The sequence below is a fragment of the Mangrovicoccus sp. HB161399 genome, assembly GCF_013184745.1.
Taxonomy (GTDB): Bacteria; Pseudomonadota; Alphaproteobacteria; order Rhodobacterales; family Rhodobacteraceae; genus Mangrovicoccus.
The window spans coordinates 24,591-42,661 of the sequence record NZ_JAATVU010000053.1 but is presented as its reverse complement, the minus strand read 5'-3'; the positions used below and the strand labels follow the sequence as shown (position 1 = coordinate 42,661).

15 protein-coding genes and 1 pseudogene are annotated in these 18,071 nt (G+C 69.3%); 3 read left to right on the top strand and 13 right to left on the bottom strand.

The annotated features are described in order from the left end of the window. Window positions 1–195: 195 nt before the first annotated feature. The 9 genes and pseudogenes from HCC78_RS23115 to uraD form a co-directional block, all read right to left on the bottom strand. Window positions 196–627, bottom strand: coding sequence for a MarR family winged helix-turn-helix transcriptional regulator (locus HCC78_RS23115; protein ID WP_172331152.1), 432 nt, complete (start codon window positions 625–627; stop codon window positions 196–198). Window positions 628–730: 103 nt separating this feature from the next. Continuing rightward, a pseudogene (locus HCC78_RS34610) lies at window positions 731–2,354 on the bottom strand (acyl-CoA dehydrogenase family protein). 1,238 nt (window positions 2,355–3,592) lie between these two features. Then, complete coding sequence (locus HCC78_RS23105) at window positions 3,593–4,270, bottom strand: GntR family transcriptional regulator (protein WP_172331151.1); 678 nt, start codon at window positions 4,268–4,270, stop codon at window positions 3,593–3,595. A 132-nt stretch (window positions 4,271–4,402) separates the two neighbouring features. Further along, window positions 4,403–6,232: an amidohydrolase gene (locus tag HCC78_RS23100; protein WP_172331150.1), complete on the bottom strand. Its 1,830-nt coding sequence runs from the start codon at window positions 6,230–6,232 to the stop codon at window positions 4,403–4,405. Between the two features lie 219 nt (window positions 6,233–6,451). Continuing rightward, window positions 6,452–6,655, bottom strand: a complete 204-nt coding sequence (locus HCC78_RS23095; protein ID WP_172331149.1) for a hypothetical protein — start codon at window positions 6,653–6,655, stop codon at window positions 6,452–6,454. Between the two features lie 123 nt (window positions 6,656–6,778). After that, window positions 6,779–8,059, bottom strand: a complete 1,281-nt coding sequence (locus HCC78_RS23090) for a TRAP transporter large permease (RefSeq protein WP_172331148.1) — start codon at window positions 8,057–8,059, stop codon at window positions 6,779–6,781. Then, window positions 8,056–8,535 (bottom strand): TRAP transporter small permease, encoded by a 480-nt coding sequence (locus HCC78_RS23085; protein WP_172331147.1) that lies wholly within the window; start codon window positions 8,533–8,535, stop codon window positions 8,056–8,058. The genes HCC78_RS23090 and HCC78_RS23085 overlap by 4 nt, the downstream gene beginning before the upstream one ends. Window positions 8,536–8,539: 4 nt before the next feature. Next, window positions 8,540–9,532 (bottom strand): DctP family TRAP transporter solute-binding subunit, encoded by a 993-nt coding sequence (locus HCC78_RS23080; RefSeq protein WP_172331146.1) that lies wholly within the window; start codon window positions 9,530–9,532, stop codon window positions 8,540–8,542. After that, window positions 9,529–10,098 carry a 2-oxo-4-hydroxy-4-carboxy-5-ureidoimidazoline decarboxylase gene (gene uraD, locus HCC78_RS23075; protein WP_172331145.1) on the bottom strand — a complete coding sequence of 190 codons (570 nt, stop codon included), beginning with the start codon at window positions 10,096–10,098 and terminating at the stop codon, window positions 9,529–9,531. Before uraD ends, HCC78_RS23080 begins: the two co-directional genes overlap by 4 nt. 91 nt (window positions 10,099–10,189) lie before the next feature. Here uraD and HCC78_RS23070 point away from each other — a divergent pair, with 91 nt between their 5' ends. After that, entirely contained in the window at window positions 10,190–11,137 is a 948-nt protein-coding gene (locus HCC78_RS23070) for a LysR family transcriptional regulator (RefSeq protein WP_172331144.1), read from the top strand. A 21-nt stretch (window positions 11,138–11,158) separates the two neighbouring features. On the opposite strand, the gene HCC78_RS23065 is transcribed toward HCC78_RS23070, so the two are convergent. Then, window positions 11,159–11,812 carry a pyridoxamine 5'-phosphate oxidase family protein gene (locus HCC78_RS23065; protein ID WP_172331143.1) on the bottom strand — a complete coding sequence of 218 codons (654 nt, stop codon included), beginning with the start codon at window positions 11,810–11,812 and terminating at the stop codon, window positions 11,159–11,161. Window positions 11,813–11,949: 137 nt separating this feature from the next. On the opposite strand from HCC78_RS23065, the gene HCC78_RS23060 reads away from it, so the two are divergent. After that, window positions 11,950–13,311 (top strand): PLP-dependent aminotransferase family protein, encoded by a 1,362-nt coding sequence (locus tag HCC78_RS23060; RefSeq protein WP_371743914.1) that lies wholly within the window; start codon window positions 11,950–11,952, stop codon window positions 13,309–13,311. Window positions 13,312–13,315: 4 nt separating this feature from the next. Here the strand turns inward: HCC78_RS23060 and HCC78_RS23055 are convergent, their stop codons facing one another. Both HCC78_RS23055 and HCC78_RS23050 read right to left on the bottom strand, forming a co-directional pair. Then, entirely contained in the window at window positions 13,316–14,356 is a 1,041-nt protein-coding gene (locus tag HCC78_RS23055; protein ID WP_172331141.1) for a Rieske 2Fe-2S domain-containing protein, read from the bottom strand. Window positions 14,357–14,360: 4 nt separating this feature from the next. After that, a complete protein-coding gene (locus tag HCC78_RS23050) occupies window positions 14,361–15,344 on the bottom strand; it encodes an ABC transporter substrate-binding protein (protein ID WP_172331140.1) in 984 nt (327 codons plus the stop codon). 381 nt (window positions 15,345–15,725) lie between these two features. On the opposite strand from HCC78_RS23050, the gene HCC78_RS23045 reads away from it, so the two are divergent. Beyond that, window positions 15,726–16,679 (top strand): cation diffusion facilitator family transporter, encoded by a 954-nt coding sequence (locus tag HCC78_RS23045; RefSeq protein ID WP_172331139.1) that lies wholly within the window; start codon window positions 15,726–15,728, stop codon window positions 16,677–16,679. A 58-nt stretch (window positions 16,680–16,737) separates the two neighbouring features. Here the strand turns inward: HCC78_RS23045 and HCC78_RS23040 are convergent, their stop codons facing one another. Continuing rightward, window positions 16,738–18,069, bottom strand: coding sequence for an MFS transporter (locus HCC78_RS23040; protein ID WP_172331138.1), 1,332 nt, complete (start codon window positions 18,067–18,069; stop codon window positions 16,738–16,740). Window positions 18,070–18,071: the final 2 nt, after the last annotated feature.

Below are 18,071 nucleotides of genomic sequence, written 5' to 3'. Positions count from 1 at the left end.
GCCGGCGAGGAAGCGGCAGGCACCTCGCGATCCCGGATCCTGCACCGGGTCGGCCGCACGCCCCGGAGGCCATCCCGGCCGCGCGTCCGCCGCGCCGCCGGGGACCGCGGTCCCATGGCGGGGCTTCCCCCGCCTCGCAGACCTCGCGGAAGGCGCCCGCCTTGCAACGCCGCAGGCGCACACTTGTGGGCAACTTCAAGAGGGCGAGGGCTCCATCGCCTTGGCGGCGAGGGCGATGAACTGGTGGTATTCCTCTTCGTCGAGCCCGGGCAGGATCTCGCGCTGCAGGTCGAGCACGACCGGCAGGACCGCGGCGAGCACCGCCTCGCCCTGCTCCGTCAGGGTGAGCGCCTTGGCCCGGCGGTCCCGGGGATTGGGCACGCGAGCGACGAGCCCCTTCTGCGCCAGGCGGTCGGCCACCGCGCCTATCGTCGCCTTGTCCTTGGCTACCGCCTCGGCCAGCCCGGCCTGGTCGATCCCCGGATGGCCGGCCAGCGCATCGAGCGCGGCGAACTGGACCGGCGTCAGGTCATGCCCGGCCTCCTGCACCCGCTGGGTGAAGACCTGGGTGGATATCTGGTGCAGCCGCCGGATCAGATGTCCGGGCATCTCTGCGCTTGCCCGCATCGTGCGCTCCTTCTTGCCTGGCGGATCCGGCATAGCGCAGCCGCCGCTTGGTGGAAATGGGCGTCATGCCCGGCTTCCCGTCCGGGCCGGGGGCAGGACCAGATCAGGGCGCCGGGGCGAGCCGGGCCAGGAGCGCGTCCTCCTCCAGCCCGGGGAGCGATCCCGCCAGCCGGCCGCGCGGGGCCTCCAGCCGCGCCGCGGCGAAGGCCCGGGCGATCCCGCCGGCGCATGGCGCAGCAGCACCGAAGCCGAAAGCAGCAGGGCTGTGTGCTCGGCGAAGGCCCGGGCGTCGGCTTCGCCCGGCAGGTCAGGCCAGTCCCGCACCCAGCCGTCCAGCGCCGCCCGATAGCCCGGGTCGAGCGCCCGCCCGGCCTCCAACTCCGCCCGGAGCTGCGCCGCCGCCAGCGGCACCCTGGCCAGCGTGCGCAGGATGTGGAGGCAGATGACGTTGCCCGAGCCTTCCCGGATGCCGTTCAGCGGCGCCTCGCGCCAAAGCATCGGCAAGGGCCCGTCCTCGACATAGCCGCTGCCGCCCAGTACCTCCATCGCCTCGCTGACCACCAGGGGACACAGCTTGTTCGACAGGGACTTCGCGAGCGCCACGCCGATCCGGGCGAAGGCGCGGTCCTGCTCCGCCGTGCCGTCGAAGACGCGCCACATGCAGCCCGAGTGCAAGGCTTCCCTCCAGGTCGAGCGCCAGATCGGCCAGCACCCGGCGCATCAGCGGCTGGTCGATCAGCCGCCGCTGGAAGGTGCTGCGGTGGACTGTCCAGTGATGTGCCTCCGCCAGCGCGGCGCGCGCCAGCCCGGCCGGGGCCATCGCGGTGTCAAGCCGCGTGTGGTGGATCATCTCGATGATCGCCTGCAACCCGCGCCCCTCCCCGCCGACCATCCAGGCCAGCGCGGTCGTACTCGATTTCACAAGAGGCGTTGGAGCGGTTGCCGCGCTTGTCCTTAAGCCGCTGGATGCGGATGCCGTTGCGCGCCCCCTCCAGCCAGCGCGGCACCAGGAAGCAGCTCAGCCCGCGGGGCGCCCGGGCCAGAGCCAAGAAAACGTCCGACATCGGCGCGGGGCAGAACCACTTGTGCCCGGTCAGCCGCCAGGCGGGGCCGTCGCGCACGGCCAGCGTCTCGTTCGTCCGCACGTCGGAGCCGCCCTGTCTCTCGGTCAGCGCCATGCCCAGCGTCGCGCCCGCCTTTTCCGCCAGCGGCGCCACCGCCGGATCATGGCGGCGCGACATCAGCTTGGCGCGCCAGTCCTCCAGCCCCTCGGCCCCGGCCAGTGCCGGGATGGCCGCACAGGTCATGGTCATCGGACAGCGATGGCCGGGCTCCGCCTGGCTTGCCATGTAGATCGTCGCGGCACGGGCCAGATGTCCGCCGGGCGTGCCTTCCCAGGGCAGGGCGGCATAGCCCGCGCCCTGCGACAGTGCCATGAACCGGTGATGGGCCGGGTGGAAGCGCACCTCGTCGATACGCCGGCCCGCGCGGTCGAACTGTGCCAGTTCCGGCGGATGGCGATGGGCATCGCGGCAGGCGACGGCCATTTCGGCCGTGCCGAGCGCCCGGCCATGTGCTGACAGCGCCGCCCGGTGCGTTTCCCTTGCGCCCTCGAGATGGCCCGACAGAGCCGCATCGGAGCCGAAGAGGTCGATATCTCCGCGCGGCGGTGGCTGGTTCGCGACCCGGTGGGTGCCGAGCGCGCTTTCCCCGGGAAGCCGGGTCACGCCGCACCCTCCGGGCACGGAGGGAGGGGGCCGGTCGCTCCGACAGTGCGGGCGGAGGCAGCGCTTCTGGGCGGGGAGATGCGGGTTCCGCCGTCCGGCACGTAGGATTCCGTGCCTGTCTGGCGCGGCCTTTCCGCTTCGGCGGTCAGGCTCTGGCGGCGGGGAGGGAGCAGCATCACGGGGGGCGCCAATCCGCAATCGATGTCTATCTGCATCGCCGGTTCGGGGTACGCCTGGGCCGCGCTGTCATGGCAGGCCCTGCGCCTCTGCAAATGCCCCCGCGACTTCAGGCGAGGCATCGAGGTTCTGCCGTGCGGCAATGCAACAGCGGTTTCGGCGCCTCCGGCCGTGCTGGGCCGGCCTCAGGGCAGTCCCGCGCTTGTGCCGCCCCTCTTCCTTGCCGGTGGCGCGCACGCCGCGGCTGATGATTGCCGCCACGCGCCAAGGGGCGCTGCTTGGGATGGCTGCGCACGGGGCGGGCGGAAGATGGCAAAATGTTCCGATACCGGAGCTTCGGTCACGTCGCGCCTGTCCGCGGCCAAGTCCCGGGTGCGCGGCTGGCCGGGGACGCGCCCCGACAGCTCGGCGTGGCGCCGGCCGAGGCGCACCGGCTGCGCGAGTGCGCCGCGCCTGAACCGGAAAGCGGCCGCGGTCGGCATCCGCACGTCCATCTCGATGGCCGCTCTCCAGCGGGGCGCCTTGCAGGCCGAGGCTTTCCTGCTGCTGCCGCGGGCGGCACGGGCCGGACGGGCATCCCCGAGGGCGACAGCGAAGCGGACCACGGCATCGGCGAGCGGCGGGTCCGTCTCCGGTCGGTCTCCCACAGTTGCCAAGGGCAGCCGGCAGCCGGAACGCGGCAGGCGGCGCCAGTTCGGGCCGAGCGCGCGGCGGGTCTCGGCGATGAACCGGGCCAGGCTGTTCAGGGTTGCAGCGGGTTCATCCCGGATTGCGGCAGCCAATTGCGGGGCCTTCGGCGGACGTCAAAGCTCTGCCGGCAGCCGCCCGGTCCGGACGCCCGGGCGATGTTCTCCGCCCGTGCCGAGGCACGGAAGGCCGTCATCGCTGTCGCAGGCAGCGGGATCGATCATGGCGTCGCACCCTCCTCCTCAGGGGCGGCCGGGCGAGCTTGGGGGCTCAGGGCTCCGGCAGGAATGGCCGCGCGGCGGGGTCCCGGTCGGAGTCTAGGGAAAGGGCCTTGGCCGCTCCACGGAAACCTGCCGGCAGGCCCTGCGCCGGGTTCAGTTGCTGCCGTCCGCGAAGATGCCGGACAGCGTGCTGGGCGCAGGGCTGCGGCTGCCGAAATCGACCTCGTTCTCGATATGGCGCAGATGGTCAGCGAGCAGCGCGCAGGCCCGCCCGGCATCGCCCTCCTCGAGCGCGTCGACGATCTCGCCGTGCTCGCCGGAGGCGCAGAGCTGCGCCCGTCGCGACCCGTAGCAGCCGAGGATCAGCGAGCTGCGCAGCGTCAGTTCCCCGAGGTATTTCGCCAGCACGCCGTTGCCGCCGATTTCGGCCAGCATCATGTGGAAGCGCCGCGACAGCTGCAGTGCCTGGGCGCGGCTCGCGGTGCCCGCAGCGGCCTCTTCGGCCAGATGCGCCCGCAGCCGCGCGATGTCGGCCTTGCCCGCCCGGGCCGCGGCCCTGCGGCAGATCGTGTCCTCGACGGCGCGGCGCGCCTCGAAGACCTCGCGGGCCTCGGTTTCTCCGGGCATCGACACGAAGGCGCCGCGGTTGCGCACCAGCTCGATCACGCCGTAGCCGGTGAGCATCGCCAGGGCGCGGCGGATCGGCGCGCGGTTGCAGGAAAAGACCTCGGCCAGCTCCTGCTCGCCCAGCTTGGTGCCGGCGGGGAGCTTCTGGTGCGCGATGGCGTCGAGGACGTGCTGGATGATCTTCTGTTCGGTCGTAAGCGGCATCGGTACTGGTTTGCTGGTCCGGCGAAAGGGAGTGGAATGAAACTGCGGTTCGAAATTGGGTGCTGCGCCGCGGGCGCGGCGCGGGAGGCAGCAGGCGGGCGGAAGGGCTGAACCCGGCCGCCCGCCTGCGGGCTATTCGATGCTGTCCTCCATCTGGTGGAGCAGGCCGTATCCCGGCGCCAGTCCGGCGCCCGGCGGGAAATCCCCGCCGAAGCCGCGGCCCGCGACCGCGGCATCGCCGTCCATGTCCGCTGCCTCGTAGATGACCTGGCCCTCCTTGATCGTGGCCAGCACCTCGAGCTGTGCGAGGCTTTCCGGCGGGATCGCCGCCGGGTCCGCCGACAGAACGATCAGATCCGCCAGCTTGCCCGGGGCGATCGAGCCCTTGGCGTCCTCCTCGAAATGCTGCCAGGCGGGCCAGATGGTCATCGCCTTGAGCGCGGTCATGACGTCGACCCGCTGGTCGGGGCCGAGGATGTCGCCCGAGCGGGTCCGCCGGGTCACGGTCGCGCTGAGCACCCGCATGCTGTCGGGCAGCGCCACCGGCGCGTCGTGATGGGTGCCGAAGATCATGCCCCGCTGCCGCACCCAGCCGGTGGGCGAGATGTTGTCGGCGTTCACCGGCCCGACCGTGTGGTCGCGGTGCCAGTCGCCCCAGTAGAAGGTGTGCATCGGGAAGAGCGAGGGAAAGATGTCCAGCGCCTTGATCATGTCGACCTGGTCCTCGCGCAGGAACTGGCCGTGGATCAGCACCGGGCGGCGGTCGGCCGGGTCATGGGTTTCCTCCGCCGCCTTGACGGCGGCAAGCAGCATGTCCGAGGCGCCCTCGCCATTGGCATGGGTCAGGATCTGTATGTTGTTGTCGAAGGCCCAGTTCACGGCATCTGCGACCTGCTCCATGTCGGCGGCGGAATAGCCCTTGTACCCCGGGGGATAGTCTCCGACCGGATCGTAATAGGGCCGGTCGCGAAGGGCGGTGAAGCCCTGCGGAGAACCGTCGATGGTCAGCTTTGCGCCCGCCACGCGGACATGGCCCTCGTAGCTGTCCGACACGTTGTCGAGGATCGCCTGCCGGTCGATCAGGACGTCGGGATAGACCGCGACATCGATCGGAAAGAGCCCCTGGGCGCCTGCCGCCTGCGCGGCGGCCAGCACCGCGGGCGAAGCGCGGCCCTCCTGCGCGGTGGTGTAGCCGTAGCTCGCCCAGAGCTTCGATCCCGCTTCGGCAAAGGCCATCATCGCATCGGCGCCGAGCTTGGAGAACAGCCCGCCCGCGCCCAGGTAGAAGGCGTTCTCCTCCAGCACGCCGTTCGGGCTGCCGTCGGGCGCGCGGCGGATCACTCCGCCGGCCGGATCGGGCGTGTCGGCCGCGAAGCCCGCGCGCTGCAGCGCGACGCTGTTCATCGAGGCAAGATGGCCGGACTGGTGGATGATCAGCACCGGAACCTCGGCGGAGACCTTGTCCAGATCCTCGCGCGTCGGATGGCGCTGTTCGGCCAGCTGCGACTGGTCGTAGCCGAAGCCGACGATGAGATCGATCTTGGCGACCTCCTCCGCATGCTCCTCCGCCCAGCCGGACAGCGTGGCCGCCAGCCCGGCGATGTCGGTGACATCCCCGTCGGGCGGCGCCAGCAGGTTGGCCGAGAGCGCCTGCAGCCCGCCGAGTATGACATGGCCGTGGCTGTCGAAGAATCCCGGCAGCAGCGCGCGCCCGCCGAGATCGATCATCCGGGTGGTATCGCCGCGATGCGCCATCACCGCCTCTTCGGTGCCGACGGCGAGGATGCGCCCGTCCAGCACGGCGACGGCCTCGGCCCGCGGCTGGCTGTCCTCCATGGTCAGCACCGGGCCGCCCGACAGGATCGTGTCGGCGGTCTCCTGCGCCGCGGCTGGCAGGGACAGGGCGGCAGATGACAGCAGCAGGGCCAGAAGGCCGGGGCGGGACACAGGCTGGGGTGTCATGCGGTTTTCTCCGTCGAACGATGTGCGCAGTGCCGGCTCCGGCGTCCGCCGACCGTTCCGATGGACGGCAGTGGCGGGGAATATCTGGAGTGCCGTGCAGTGCGCTATCCGACATTAGGAGTTCCGGGAAATTGCGCAACCCGGCCGTGTAGGGCGACGGCAAAAGGACCGCCGGCAGGGCCGCGGTCCTTCAGGGGGGCGTGCCCCGGGCGGCGCGCCTCAGGCGGCGCCATGCACCGGGAACGGATGCCAGGGACCAGGTTCTTCGGCCGGGGCGTCGGCGTCCTGTGCGGCCGCCGACGGGGCAGGCTTTGCCGCTGCTGCGGGCGGCGCCGGATCGACGAGCTTCAGCACGCCGTCCTCGGGGCGGCGCCGGTGCTCGACGGCAATGCTGGCCTGGAGGAACTGGAGGACGTTTTGCATGGTCGTCTCCCTTTCTGCAGGGCTGTGCATCCGCCTCCCTGCCACCAGTATATGGGGTCGAAACCGCTTGTTTTCAATGCTGTGGCATGAATGCCGCATGGATTCTCCGGGGGCGCGCCCGGCTCAGTAGCCGAGCCGTCCGGGAAGCCAGGTGACGACGCCCGGCACCAGCATGCACAGGAGCAGAACCGCATACATTGCCGCGATGAAGGGCCAGCTTTCGCGCACCAGATCGCCCATCTTCACCCCGGTGATCCCGGTCACCACGAAGAGCACGACGCCCACCGGAGGGGTCAGCATGCCGATCACCAGGTTCAGCACGAAGAGGAAGCCGAAATGCAGCGGGTCGATGCCGTATTGCAGCGCGATCGGGTGGAACAGCGGCACCAGCATGATGTAGGCGGCGTTCGATTCCAGGAACATCCCCACAACCAGAAGCATCACCGCGACGAGGCAGAGGAAGAGGAACGGGCTCTCGGTCAGTCCCTGCATCAGCGCGGCCAGCTTCATCGGCAGCATGTCGATGGTGAAGAGGAAGGTCACCGTCGAGGCGAAGGCGATCATCGCGCCGACCACGGCCGAGGTCTTGGCGGCGGTCAGCAGCACATGCGGCAGGTCGGCGACGGTCAGCTTTCGGGTCACGAAGAAGCCCAGGACCAGCGCGTAGCAGACGCCGATCGCCGCGCCCTCGGTCGGGGTGAAGGCGCCGATCACGATGCCGCCGATCACCACCACAGGCATCAGGAAGACGAGGAAGCTGCGGCGCAGCTCGTGCAGGATGCGGGACAGGCTGACCGGCTCGCCCGCCAGCGGATAGTTGCGGCGCTTCGCGATGACCCGGCAGAGCAGCATGAACAGCGCGAAGAGGATCAGCCCCGGCACCACGCCCGACATGAACATCCCGCCGACCGAGACGCTGGACCCGGCCATGAAGGCATAGACGATCATGGCGCCCGAGGGCGGGATGATCGGGCCCAGATTGGCCGCCGCCGCGACGATGCCGGTGGAGAAGCCCAGCCCGTACTGCTTTCTCAGCGAGGGGACGAGCGTGGAGGACAGCGCCGAGGCATCCGCGACGGCGGCGCCCGAGACCGAGGCAAGCCCCGCGCCGGAGATCACGGCGACCTGTGCCAGACCGCCATGGACGCGGCCGATGAAGGCATTGGCGAAATCGACCAGCCGCTCCATGATCCCGCCCTTCAGCATCAGTTCGCCCGCGATCATGAAGAGCGGGATAGACATCAGCGGGAAGGAATTGACCGAATTCATCAGCCGCGGCGGCAGCACCAGCAGGTCGAAGCCCGACAGCCAAAGCCCCGCCAGCGCCGAGACGCCCAGCGAGAAGGCAAGCGGCATCCCCAGAAAGGCGAGGACGAGGAAACACACGATGACGAAAAGGCTCATTGCGCAGGGTCCCGGGGGTTGAGGGCAAGGTCGATCAGATGCAGCGCGCCATGGGCGGCGCCCAGGATGACCGGCAGGAAGAACACGCTGGATGTCAGGTCGACCGAGCCCAGCCGCTCGGACCAGGTCATCTGCGCGACCCGGACGGAGGTGACGCAGACCACAGCCAGCATCAGCGCCGCGAGCCCGTTCATGACGCGCGCCAGAAGCCGCTGGATCCGCGGCGGAAAGCGGCGGACCAGAAGCTCGATGCCGACATGGCTGCCGTCGCGGATGCCCAGCGGGATGGCCAGGAAGATCGTCCAGACGAAGGCGATGCGGCTGGCCTCGTCGGCCCAGTCGAAGGAGCCGTTGAAGACGTAGCGCATCACCACCTGGGCGGAGACCACGGCGACCATCAGGGCGGCCCCCGCCATCACGAGAAGGCGCGCGCCCTGGTCGGCGCGCGCGAGGATCCTGGAGAGGGCGGGAGCCATCGGCTTACATGCCGATCTTGGCGGTTTCCGCGTCGAGCAGCTCGACCAGCTCCGGGTCGAGGCGCGCCTTGGTCTCGGCTGCCACGCCCGCGGTGGCGTCGCGCAGCGCCTGGGCGAATTCCGGCGAGACCGGGCTGTAGGTCATGCCGGCGTCCTCCAGCTTGGCGAGGCCCGCCGCATCCTGCTCGGCGGCCAGCTCGCGCTGGTAGGCAATCGCGGTGGCCATGGCCTCGCGCACCATCGCCTGCTTGTCCGCGTCGAGCTTGTCGAACCACTTCTTGTTGGAGACGACCGAGATGAAATCGAAGAAATGCCCGGTGTTGGAGATGTATTTCTGCACCTCGGCATAGCCTGCCACGTTGATGATCGCGAAGGGGTTCTCCTGGCCGTCGATCACGCCCTGCTCCAGCGCGGAATAGAGCTCCTTGACGTCCATCGCGACCGGGTTGGCGCCGAGCGCGCGGAAAGTGGCCAGGTGGGTCTCGTTCGGCTGCAGGCGGATCTTCAGCCCGGCGATGTCCCCGACCGACTCGACCGGGTGCTTGGAGTTGGTCAGCTGGCGGAAGCCCAGCTCCATGTAGCCCATCGAGGTCATGCCCTCGCCGGCCAGCTTCGCGTCCAGCGCCGCGCCCACCGGGCCGTCGACGATGGCGAAGGCGGTCTCGCGGTCGGGGAACTGGAAGGGCAGGCCGATGATCTCCAGCTCCGGCACGGTGCGGGTGAGGTAGGCGGTGCCGACCCACATCATCTCGATCGCGCCGATCTTGACGGCCTGGACGTTCTCGGCGGCGCCGCCGAGCTGCTGGGCGGGGAAGATGTTGACGTCGATCTCGCCGCCGGAGAGCCGCTCCAGCTCTTCCTCGAACTTCGCCATGGCCAGCGAGGAGGAATGTTCGGTGGCGAAGTTGCCGGCCACGCGGATCGTGTCCTTGGCCTGGGCGGAGGCTGCGGCGAGGGCGAGCACGGAGGTGGCGACAAGGGTCTTTGCGAAGGTCATTGGGCTTGCTCCCTGGGAGTGTTGGACGGGGTTGCGGTCTTGTTGGCGGCAGCGGCGCCGAAGGCTTCGGCGGCGCGGGACCGGATCACCGAGGCGATCTCGGCCAGGGTGGAGGCATGTTCCTCCAGAGGCGTGGCCCGGAGGCGGCGTTCGAAGATGTCGAACAAGGCTCCGAGGTCGGGAATGCGGTGCAGCGCGAGGATGAAGGGATGGCCGAAGCGCGCGGCATAGGCGGCGTTGAGGCGGCCGAGCCGCGCGGCATCGGCGGCCGACAGCGACAGCAGGCCCAGGCGGCCCTGTTCGCAGGTGGATTCCGCGGTCATGCTGCCTTCGGCGGCTTCCCGCCCGGCCAGCGCCGGATGGGCGCGGAACAGCGCGATGCGGGTCTCGCGGGAACTGGACAGGATCGCCTCCACCAGCGCGCGGGCCAGTGCCTCGTCGCTCTCGAAGGGACGGGCGCCAAGTGCTGCCTCGGCCACCCAGGGCGAGCGCTCGGCCAGCGGCGCGATCATCGCGAGCGCCTCTGCGCGCGGCGCGTCATTGAGGATGTCGAGGGCGGTGGTCATGTCGGTTTCCTTGCTTGCTGAAAGGACCTTAGCCCGCGATGACCATTGCCATCCATGACATTGTGAGCAATTATCCATTCTGGAAATTAGGATGGAATGGGACATGGCGCTGCATCTGGTTCCGAAGGCGCTTCTCTATGTCGAGGCGGTGGCGGAGCACGGCTCCATCCAGGCGGCCTCGCGCGCGACCGGCATCGCGGCTTCGGCCATCGACCGGCAGGTCAAGCTGCTGGAGGACCGGCTGGGCGTGCTGCTGTTCGACCGCCAGACGCGCGGCATGGCGCTGTCCGCGGCAGGCGAGATGTTCGTGCTGCTGGCGCAGCGCTGGCGCGCGGACGAGGCGCGGATCGTCTCGGACGTGAAGCAGATGCAGGGGGTGGATCTGGGCCATATCCGGCTGGCGACGATGGACAGCCTGGTCAACGGGCTGGTGCCGCGCTTCCTGGCCGAGATCGCGGCGCGCTATCCGCGGGTGCGGGTCGATGTCGAGGTGGCGACGCCCGACGATGCCGCCGCCCAGCTGGAGGAGGGCCTGTGCGACATGGTGCTGTGCTTCAACCTGCGGCCGCACCGCGATTTCCACGTGCTCTGGTCGGCCGAGCTGCCGCTGTGCTGCGTGGCGGCGCCGTCGCATCCGCTGGCTTCGCTGGGCGCGGTCTCGCTGAAGGAGGTGCGCGAGCATGCCATCGTGGTGCAGAGCCGAGCGCTGGCCATCCGGCGGATACTCGAGGCGCGGCATTCCTGGATCTTCTCCGACGGCCCGCCGCCGGTCGTCACTAACTCGCTGCAGCTGCTCAAGCAGCTGGTCATCTCGGGCAGCCATGTCGCCCTGACATCCGAAATGGACGCCGCGCCCGAGCTGCTTTCCGGCAGGGCCGTCGCGCTGCCGGTCGAGGGGCCGAAGATTGCCGCGCAGAGCATTTCGATGGCGATCAACGCCAGGCGCAGCCTGCCGCGCATCGCCGGGAAGGTTGCGGAATGCCTGGCCTCGGAGGCACAGGACACGCTGGAAACGCTTCGCGGCACGCGGCCCGGCTAGGGGCCGCGCAGCTGGGAAGGATCAGCCGAGGCGGAAATCCCGGACGTGATCGGGCAACTCGACCCCGGGCAGGTTGCGCGCATCGGGCTCGGGCGTGCCGATCACGGTCGTCACCGGGATCACCCCGGCCCATATCGGCAGGGCATAGTCCTCTTCCTCGTCGCCCGGCCCGCCGGTGCGGACCTTGGCGGCGCCCTCCGCGATCTTCATGCCCAGCACGGTCGTCGCCTTCAGGTCCTGCGCATGGTCGGGGCGCAGCGTGCCGTAGCGGCCCGGGAACAGGCCGTCGACGAAGCGGATCAGCTTGGCCAGCTTCTCCTCGGGGTCCTCGACCTTGAAGGCGGTGCCGAACAGCGTGACCGAGCGCGAATTGACCGAATGGTGGAAGCCCGAGCGCGCCAGCACGAAACCGTCGAGGATCGAGACGCTGAGGCAGACCTCGGCATCATTCCCCGCGCGCAGCGCCCGGCTGGCCGAGGAGCCGTGCCAATAGACATGGTCGCCCTCGCGCCATTGCAGTGTCGGCGTGACGTATGGTTTCCCGTCCATGACATATCCGACGCTGCACAGCGGCTGGGCATCGAGGATCGCATTGACCGTCTCTCGGTCGAAGGCGCCGCGGGCATGGGCGCGGCGCAGGCGGGAACGGTCGGTGGCGGCGAGGCTGTCGCTCATGGCGGAACTCCTTCAAACTCTGGACGGACGCGGGATATCGGCTTATTGGCCATGGAGACATGGCCAATACCGGAAAAAATAATCGATCCAATTTTCAGGCCGCCCTGTTCGGTCTGGGGCTCGACCGGGACAGTGCGGTGCCCCTGCACCTGCAGCTGGCCGGGGCATTGCGGGGCCTGCTGATCGGCGGCGGTTTCGCGGGCGAGCGCCTGCCGCCCAGCCGGGCGATGGCGGGCGAGCTGGGCGTGTCGCGGATGACGGTGACGACGGCCTATGACCAGCTGGCCGCCGAGGGCTATCTCTCGGCGCGGCAGGGGTCCGGGACCTTCGTCGCCGCGCATCTGCCGCATCTCGCTCCGCCCGCCGCGCCGCGCGCGGCCCTGCCCGCGCCGCCGCAGATGCCCCATCCGTTCCATCCCGGCATGCCCGACCAGGCGCTTTTCCCCCACCGGCTCTGGGCGCGGCATCTGGAACGCGCCTGGCGCAGCCCCGAGCCCGCGCTGCTGGCCGCCCGGCCCGATCCCTTCGGCTGGGCGCCGCTGCGCGCGGCCATCGCGGAGCATCTGGCCGCCTGGCGCGGGCTCGGCTGTTCGCCGGAGCAGGTGGTGGTCACCGCCGGGGCCTGGGACGCGATCGACATCCTGCGCGGCGCAGCGCTGCCGCCCGGGGCGCGGCTGGCGGTGGAAGACCCCGGCTGGCCGGTGCTGCAGCGGCTGCTGGAGCGCGCCGGGCTGGTGCCGGAGCCGGTCAGGATCGACGGCGACGGGCTGGATCCCGCGCATCTGCCTGCCGGGCTCGCTGCAGCGATGGTCACGCCCTCGCGGCACTACCCGACCGGGGCGGCGCTGCCGCTGGCGCGGCGGCTGGCGCTGCTGGCCTGGGCGGAGCGCAGGGATGCGCTGGTGATCGAGGACGATTACGACAGCGAATTCCGCTATCAGGGCCAGCCCTTGCCGTCGCTTGCCGGACTCGACGGGCTCAGGCGCACCATCTATATGGGCAGCTTTTCCAAGCTGCTGAGCCCGGGGCTGCGCATCGGCTATCTGGTGCTGCCGCGGCCGCTTCTGGACCCGGTTCGGGCGCATCTCGAGGTCACCGGCACGCGGGTCTCGCTGCTGCCGCAGCCCGCGCTCGCGGCCTTCATGTCCTCGGGAGAATTCGCCACCCATCTGCGGCGGATGCGGCGCATCTATGCAAGACGGCAGGCTTTCCTGCTGCAGGCACTGGAACCTGCCGCCGGTCTGCTGGAGCTGCGGCCCGATCCATCGGGGATGCATCTGGTGCTGCGCCTCGGCCCGGCACTGGCCGGGCGCGCCACCGACCGGGAGATTGCCGCGATGGCGGAGGCGGAGGGCCTGCTGGTGCGCGCGCTCTCCGCCCATGCCCGCCTGCCCGATCCGCCGCAGGGACTGATCCTCGGCTATGCGGGCTTCGGTGAAGACCGGCTGGGACGCGCGGCGGAACGGCTGGTGGCCGTCCTGCGCCGCGCGGCAGGCTAGGGCGTCACTCGGCGGCGAGAACCGGCGAGGCGCCGTCCACGTACTCCTCCTCGCCGTTCTCGGCGAAGAGCTGCAGCATGCGCTTGCGCATGATCATGCCGGGGCGGTCGGTGACCATGTGCAGCTCGGTGCGGTGCTTGAGATCCAGCACCACCTCCGGGTCGGTGGTTTCCAGCACGTCCTTGTCCTCGCGCACGATGGCCTCGTCCCAGGCGACCAGATCGGCCGCGGGGCAGTCTTCCTCGGTGTCGTTGCGGAACAGGATCTGCGTCAGCTGCATGTTGCCGTCGTCGATCGGCGTCGCGCAGTTGAAGATGATGTGGCGAAGCCCCGAAGGGTACTCGATGTCGAGCCGCCGGTAGAACGGCACGTACCACTTGTTGACCATGTTGCGCATGGTCTTGCCCTCGGGCTCGCCGGTGATCTTCCGCGCGTGGGCCGGGTTCACGACCTCCTGCCGCACCGAGGCGGTGAAACCCTCCGCGGTTTCCTCGATCTTGTACTGCTCGGGCACCGGATCGTTGATGTCGCCGAAGGTGTTGCGGTGGACGAAGGCGATATGCGCGGCGTCGAAGGAGTTCTCCATCAGCCGGAAGGGCGAGGTCTTCCAGTGCTCGTAGAACTGGTGGATGCGGCGGAAATCGGCATCCTCCTCCTCGGGCACCTCCGGGATGTCGGCGATCGGATCGTCGAGCGCCACCCAGACATGGCCATAGCGTTCCTGTGCATGGAACCCGCGGGTGCGCGCGTTCGGGACCGCCTGGCGTTCGGGGAATTGCGGCACCATCACCAGCTTGCCGGTGCGGTCGTATTCCCAGCCGTGATAGCCGCAGACGATGTTGCCATCCTTGCACCAGCCGGTCGACAGCTTCGCCGTGCGGTGGCAGCAGCGGTCCTCCAGCGCGGCCGGCTTCCCCTCGCCGTCGAGGAACAGCACGATGTTCTCGCCGAGCAGGGTGAAGGGCTTCGGCCCGTCGGCGAGATGCTCCACAGGCATGATCGCGTACCAGAAGCGGCGCAGGGTTTTCTGTTTGGTGTTCAGCATGGTCTCAGCCTTCGGTGCCGCTGGCGTCGAGGAACTCCAGCGTGTAGGAATTGGTTTCGTCGAAATCCGCAGGCAGCAGGCCCTGGGATTTCAGCATGTCGGCATGGGCCTTCCAGGCCCCGGCACTCATCTGGCCGATCTCGGACGGATCGCTTTCGTAGAGCAGGTGTTCGCTGACCATCTTCCCGATGGCGAAATCCATCTGGCCGTCCGTCTGGTTCGGGTCGCGCTCGGCGATGCGCGCCTTGGCCGGGGCCGGGTCCTCGATGAAGTCCTGCCAGCCCTTGATCGAGGCGCTGACGAGGCACTGCACCGCGTCGGGCTTCTCCTCGATCAGCTTGTCGGAGACCACCACCAGCGAGCCGAGCGAGACATAGCCCATGTCGGCGATCAGGAAGTAGCTGGCATCCTCGCCGGTCTCCTGCTTGTAGCGGTAGGGTTCGGAGGAGACGAAGCCCTGCTGGATGGCGTCGGGGTTCGACATCCAGACTGCGATCTGGCCGTTATAGGCGCGCAGATCCGCGTCATCGAGCCCGTATTTCGCCTTCAGGAACGGCCAGATCGTGACCCGGTTCGACTGCGACAGCAGCATCGGGTGGCCTGCCATGTCCTCGGGCGTCTCGATGCCCTCGCCCTCGTGATACATCAGGATCTGCGGGATCTTCTTGAAGGACGACATCACCGCCTTTGCCGGGAAGCCCGCCTCGTTCAGCCGCATCACCCCGTCATTCTGCGACACCAGCGCGATGTCGACCGCGCCGGTGGTCAGGAGCTGCGCGGTGTCCATGCCGGGGCCGCCGTCGCGGATCGTCATGTCGACGCCGCACTCCTCGTAATAGCCGCGGGCAACCGCCTGGTGATAGCCGCCATGTTCGGCCTGCGCCTTCCAGCTCATCTGGAAGGTCAGCGGCACGAGGTCCTGCGCCATGGCCGGGGCGGCCAGCGCGGCGAGGACCGCAAGGGTCGATGCGTGGATGCGGAAGATCAAAGCCTTGCCTTTCTCCTGTCGGGGATGGGTTTTGTCATTGGGGGCAGGGGGCCCTTCCGCGGTTGCGGAGGGAGGCGGGCACCGGGTCCTCCGGGCGCTTTGGCGGACCGGCCGAGCCCCGCCAATGGCGGGCCAGCATGGCCGGTGCGCTACCTGTCCGGGAGGTTCCGGGGCGCTGTCATCTTGCCCCATGGATCGAGACTGGCACGAAGGCAGGGGCCGGAAAACCATCAAATTTGGCTGTCACCATTGCCTTTCGGGCAACGTTTGCGCGGGACTTGCCGCGGCGCGGAACCCTCCGGCCGGGCCGCGGGTTCTCTTCCCGCAGCCCGGCCGCAGCGCCGGGCCTGCCGCAGTTTTCAACGGTACAGGACGTTCAGCATGGCCGAAGCCCCAGGCGGCGAAAGCCCCGTCACGATCATCGGCGCCATCGTGGCCAACCTTGTCATCGCCGTCGCGAAGTTCGCGGCCGCGATCTTCACCGGCAGCTCCTCGATGCTGGCCGAGGCGATGCATTCGGTGGTCGATACCGGCAACGAGGGGCTTCTGCTGCTCGGCGTGCGCCGCAGCCGGAAGCCCGCCGACGAAATGCACCCGTTCGGCTACGGGCAGGAGCTGTATTTCTGGTCGCTGGTCGTGGCGATGGCGCTTTTCGCCATTGGCGGCGGCCTGTCCTTCTACGAAGGCGTCGCGCATCTGCGCCATCCCGAACCGATCGAGGCGCCGGTCTGGAACTACGCGGTGCTGGCCGTCGCCTTCCTGGCCGAGGGCGCCTCGTGGTTCATTGCGCTCAAGGCGCTGCGCAAGGCGCGCAAGAACGGCGAGAGCCATTTCCGCGCGTTCCGCCGCAGCAAGGACCCCTCGGTCTACATCGTTCTCGCGGAGGACTCGGCGGCGCTGGTCGGCATCGTCGCGGCCGCGGCGGGCGTCTGGCTGTCGGTGACCTTCGACAAGCCGTATTTCGACGGGCTGGCCTCGATGGTGATCGGCGTCGTGCTGATCGCGGTGGCGGCCCTGCTGGTCTACGAGACGCGCTCGCTGATCATGGGCGAGGCGGCCGATCCGGAGGTCGTGGCCTCGGTCCGCAGGATCGCGATGGAGGAAGAGGCCGTCGCCGGGGTCGCGCATCTGCTGACCATGCATTTCGCGCCCGACCAGGTGCTCCTGAACCTTGAGCTGCGGTTCCGGCCCGGCGTGCCGGCAGAGAAGATCTTTTCCACCGTCGAGCGGGTCGAGGCGCGCATCCGCAGGGTGCATCCGCAGATCGGCCGCATCTTCGTCGAGGCCGAGGCCTTCCGGCGGGGCGATCCCCAGTCGCTGCCGCAGGCGGGCTGAGCGAACGGAAAAAGCCCCCGGATATCCGGGGGCTTTCGCTTTGCGGGGATGGGACGGCTCAGGTCGCGACCGGTTCCGGAGTTGCGTTCTGGCGCGAGGTGGCAAGGCCGAAGACCATCATCGCGATCGCGCAGACCACGGCTGGGATGGCGAAGAGCAGGAAGTTCTGCTGCAGCGGATATTGCTGCGCCAGCAGCAGCCCGCCGAAGGTCGGCCCGACGATGGCGCCGATCCGGCCCACGCCCGAGGCCCAGCCGAGCCCGGTGGAGCGCACCGAGAGCGGATAGAGCTGCGCGACCGAGGCGTAGAGCAGGATCTGCGTGCCGATGGTGGTGGCGCCTGCAACGAAGACCAGCGCGAAGAGCACGAGGTCCGGCGGGGTCGAGCCGATCAGCGCGATGGACGCTGCTGCGGCGATGAAGAAGCCGACCACGACTTTCGGCAGCCCGAACCGGTCGCCCAGCCGCCCGCCGAGGATCGCCCCGGCCATGCCGCCGAAGTTCAGCCCGAAGAGGTTGAGAAGGCTCGCACGCTCCGCATAGCCCGCTTCCTGGAGCACCTTGGGCAGCCAGGAGGACAGCAGGTAGACCAGCAGCAGGCAGCAGAAGAACGACACCCAGAGCATCGCCGTCGGCAGCAGGCGGCGGTTGCGGAAGAGCTCTGCCATGGAGGTCGAGCCGCCCTTGGCTTCGTGATAGCTCAGCTCGTCGGCGGCGCGCAGGTCAAGCGAGGGGTCGACCTTGGCGAGGATGGCGCGGGCCTTGTCCTGATGGCCTTCGCGGATCAGGAAGCCGAGCGACTCGGGCAGCTTCCACAGGATCACCGGCAGCGCGATCAGCGGCAGGATGGCGACGAAGAACATCGGCTGCCAGCCATGCACGGGGATCACCCAGATGCCGAGGATCGCGGCGACCATGCCGCCGACCGAATAGCCCGAGAACATCAGCGCCACCATGGTGGAGCGCAGCCGCTTCGGTGCGTATTCGTTCATCAGCGCCACGGCATTCGGCATCAGCCCGCCGCAGCCGAGCCCGGCGATGAAGCGGAAGACCTTGAACTGGGCGGGCGTCTCGGCAAAGCCGGTGAACAGGGTCGAGACGGTGAAGAGGAGGAAGCTGATCGCGATGCCCTTCTTGCGGCCGACCCGGTCGGCGAGCGGGCCGAGGATCAGCGCGCCGAACATCATCCCGAAGAGTGCCCAGGCCTGCAGCGCGCCGGCCTCGGGCTTGGTCAGCCCCCATTCCTGGATCAGCCGCGGCAGCACCGTGCCCGCGACGAACACGTCATAGCCGTCGACGATCAGCAGCAGCGCGCAGAGCGCCACCACCATCCATTGGAACCGGCCGAAGGGTATCTTGTCGATGTGATCCGTCACGTCGATCTTGCGCATGG

Coding starts and splice junctions, on each gene's coding strand:
- HCC78_RS23115 (WP_172331152.1), bottom strand. CDS start 627: ATGCGGGCAAGCGCAGAGATGCCCGGACATCTGATCCGGCGGCTGCAC.
- HCC78_RS23105 (WP_172331151.1), bottom strand. CDS start 4,270: ATGCCGCTTACGACCGAACAGAAGATCATCCAGCACGTCCTCGACGCC.
- HCC78_RS23100 (WP_172331150.1), bottom strand. CDS start 6,232: ATGACACCCCAGCCTGTGTCCCGCCCCGGCCTTCTGGCCCTGCTGCTG.
- HCC78_RS23095 (WP_172331149.1), bottom strand. CDS start 6,655: ATGCAAAACGTCCTCCAGTTCCTCCAGGCCAGCATTGCCGTCGAGCAC.
- HCC78_RS23090 (WP_172331148.1), bottom strand. CDS start 8,059: ATGAGCCTTTTCGTCATCGTGTGTTTCCTCGTCCTCGCCTTTCTGGGG.
- HCC78_RS23085 (WP_172331147.1), bottom strand. CDS start 8,535: ATGGCTCCCGCCCTCTCCAGGATCCTCGCGCGCGCCGACCAGGGCGCG.
- HCC78_RS23080 (WP_172331146.1), bottom strand. CDS start 9,532: ATGACCTTCGCAAAGACCCTTGTCGCCACCTCCGTGCTCGCCCTCGCC.
- uraD (WP_172331145.1), bottom strand. CDS start 10,098: ATGACCACCGCCCTCGACATCCTCAATGACGCGCCGCGCGCAGAGGCG.
- HCC78_RS23070 (WP_172331144.1), top strand. CDS start 10,190: ATGGAATGGGACATGGCGCTGCATCTGGTTCCGAAGGCGCTTCTCTAT.
- HCC78_RS23065 (WP_172331143.1), bottom strand. CDS start 11,812: ATGAGCGACAGCCTCGCCGCCACCGACCGTTCCCGCCTGCGCCGCGCC.
- HCC78_RS23055 (WP_172331141.1), bottom strand. CDS start 14,356: ATGCTGAACACCAAACAGAAAACCCTGCGCCGCTTCTGGTACGCGATC.
- HCC78_RS23045 (WP_172331139.1), top strand. CDS start 15,726: ATGGCCGAAGCCCCAGGCGGCGAAAGCCCCGTCACGATCATCGGCGCC.
- HCC78_RS23040 (WP_172331138.1), bottom strand. CDS start 18,069: ATGCGCAAGATCGACGTGACGGATCACATCGACAAGATACCCTTCGGC.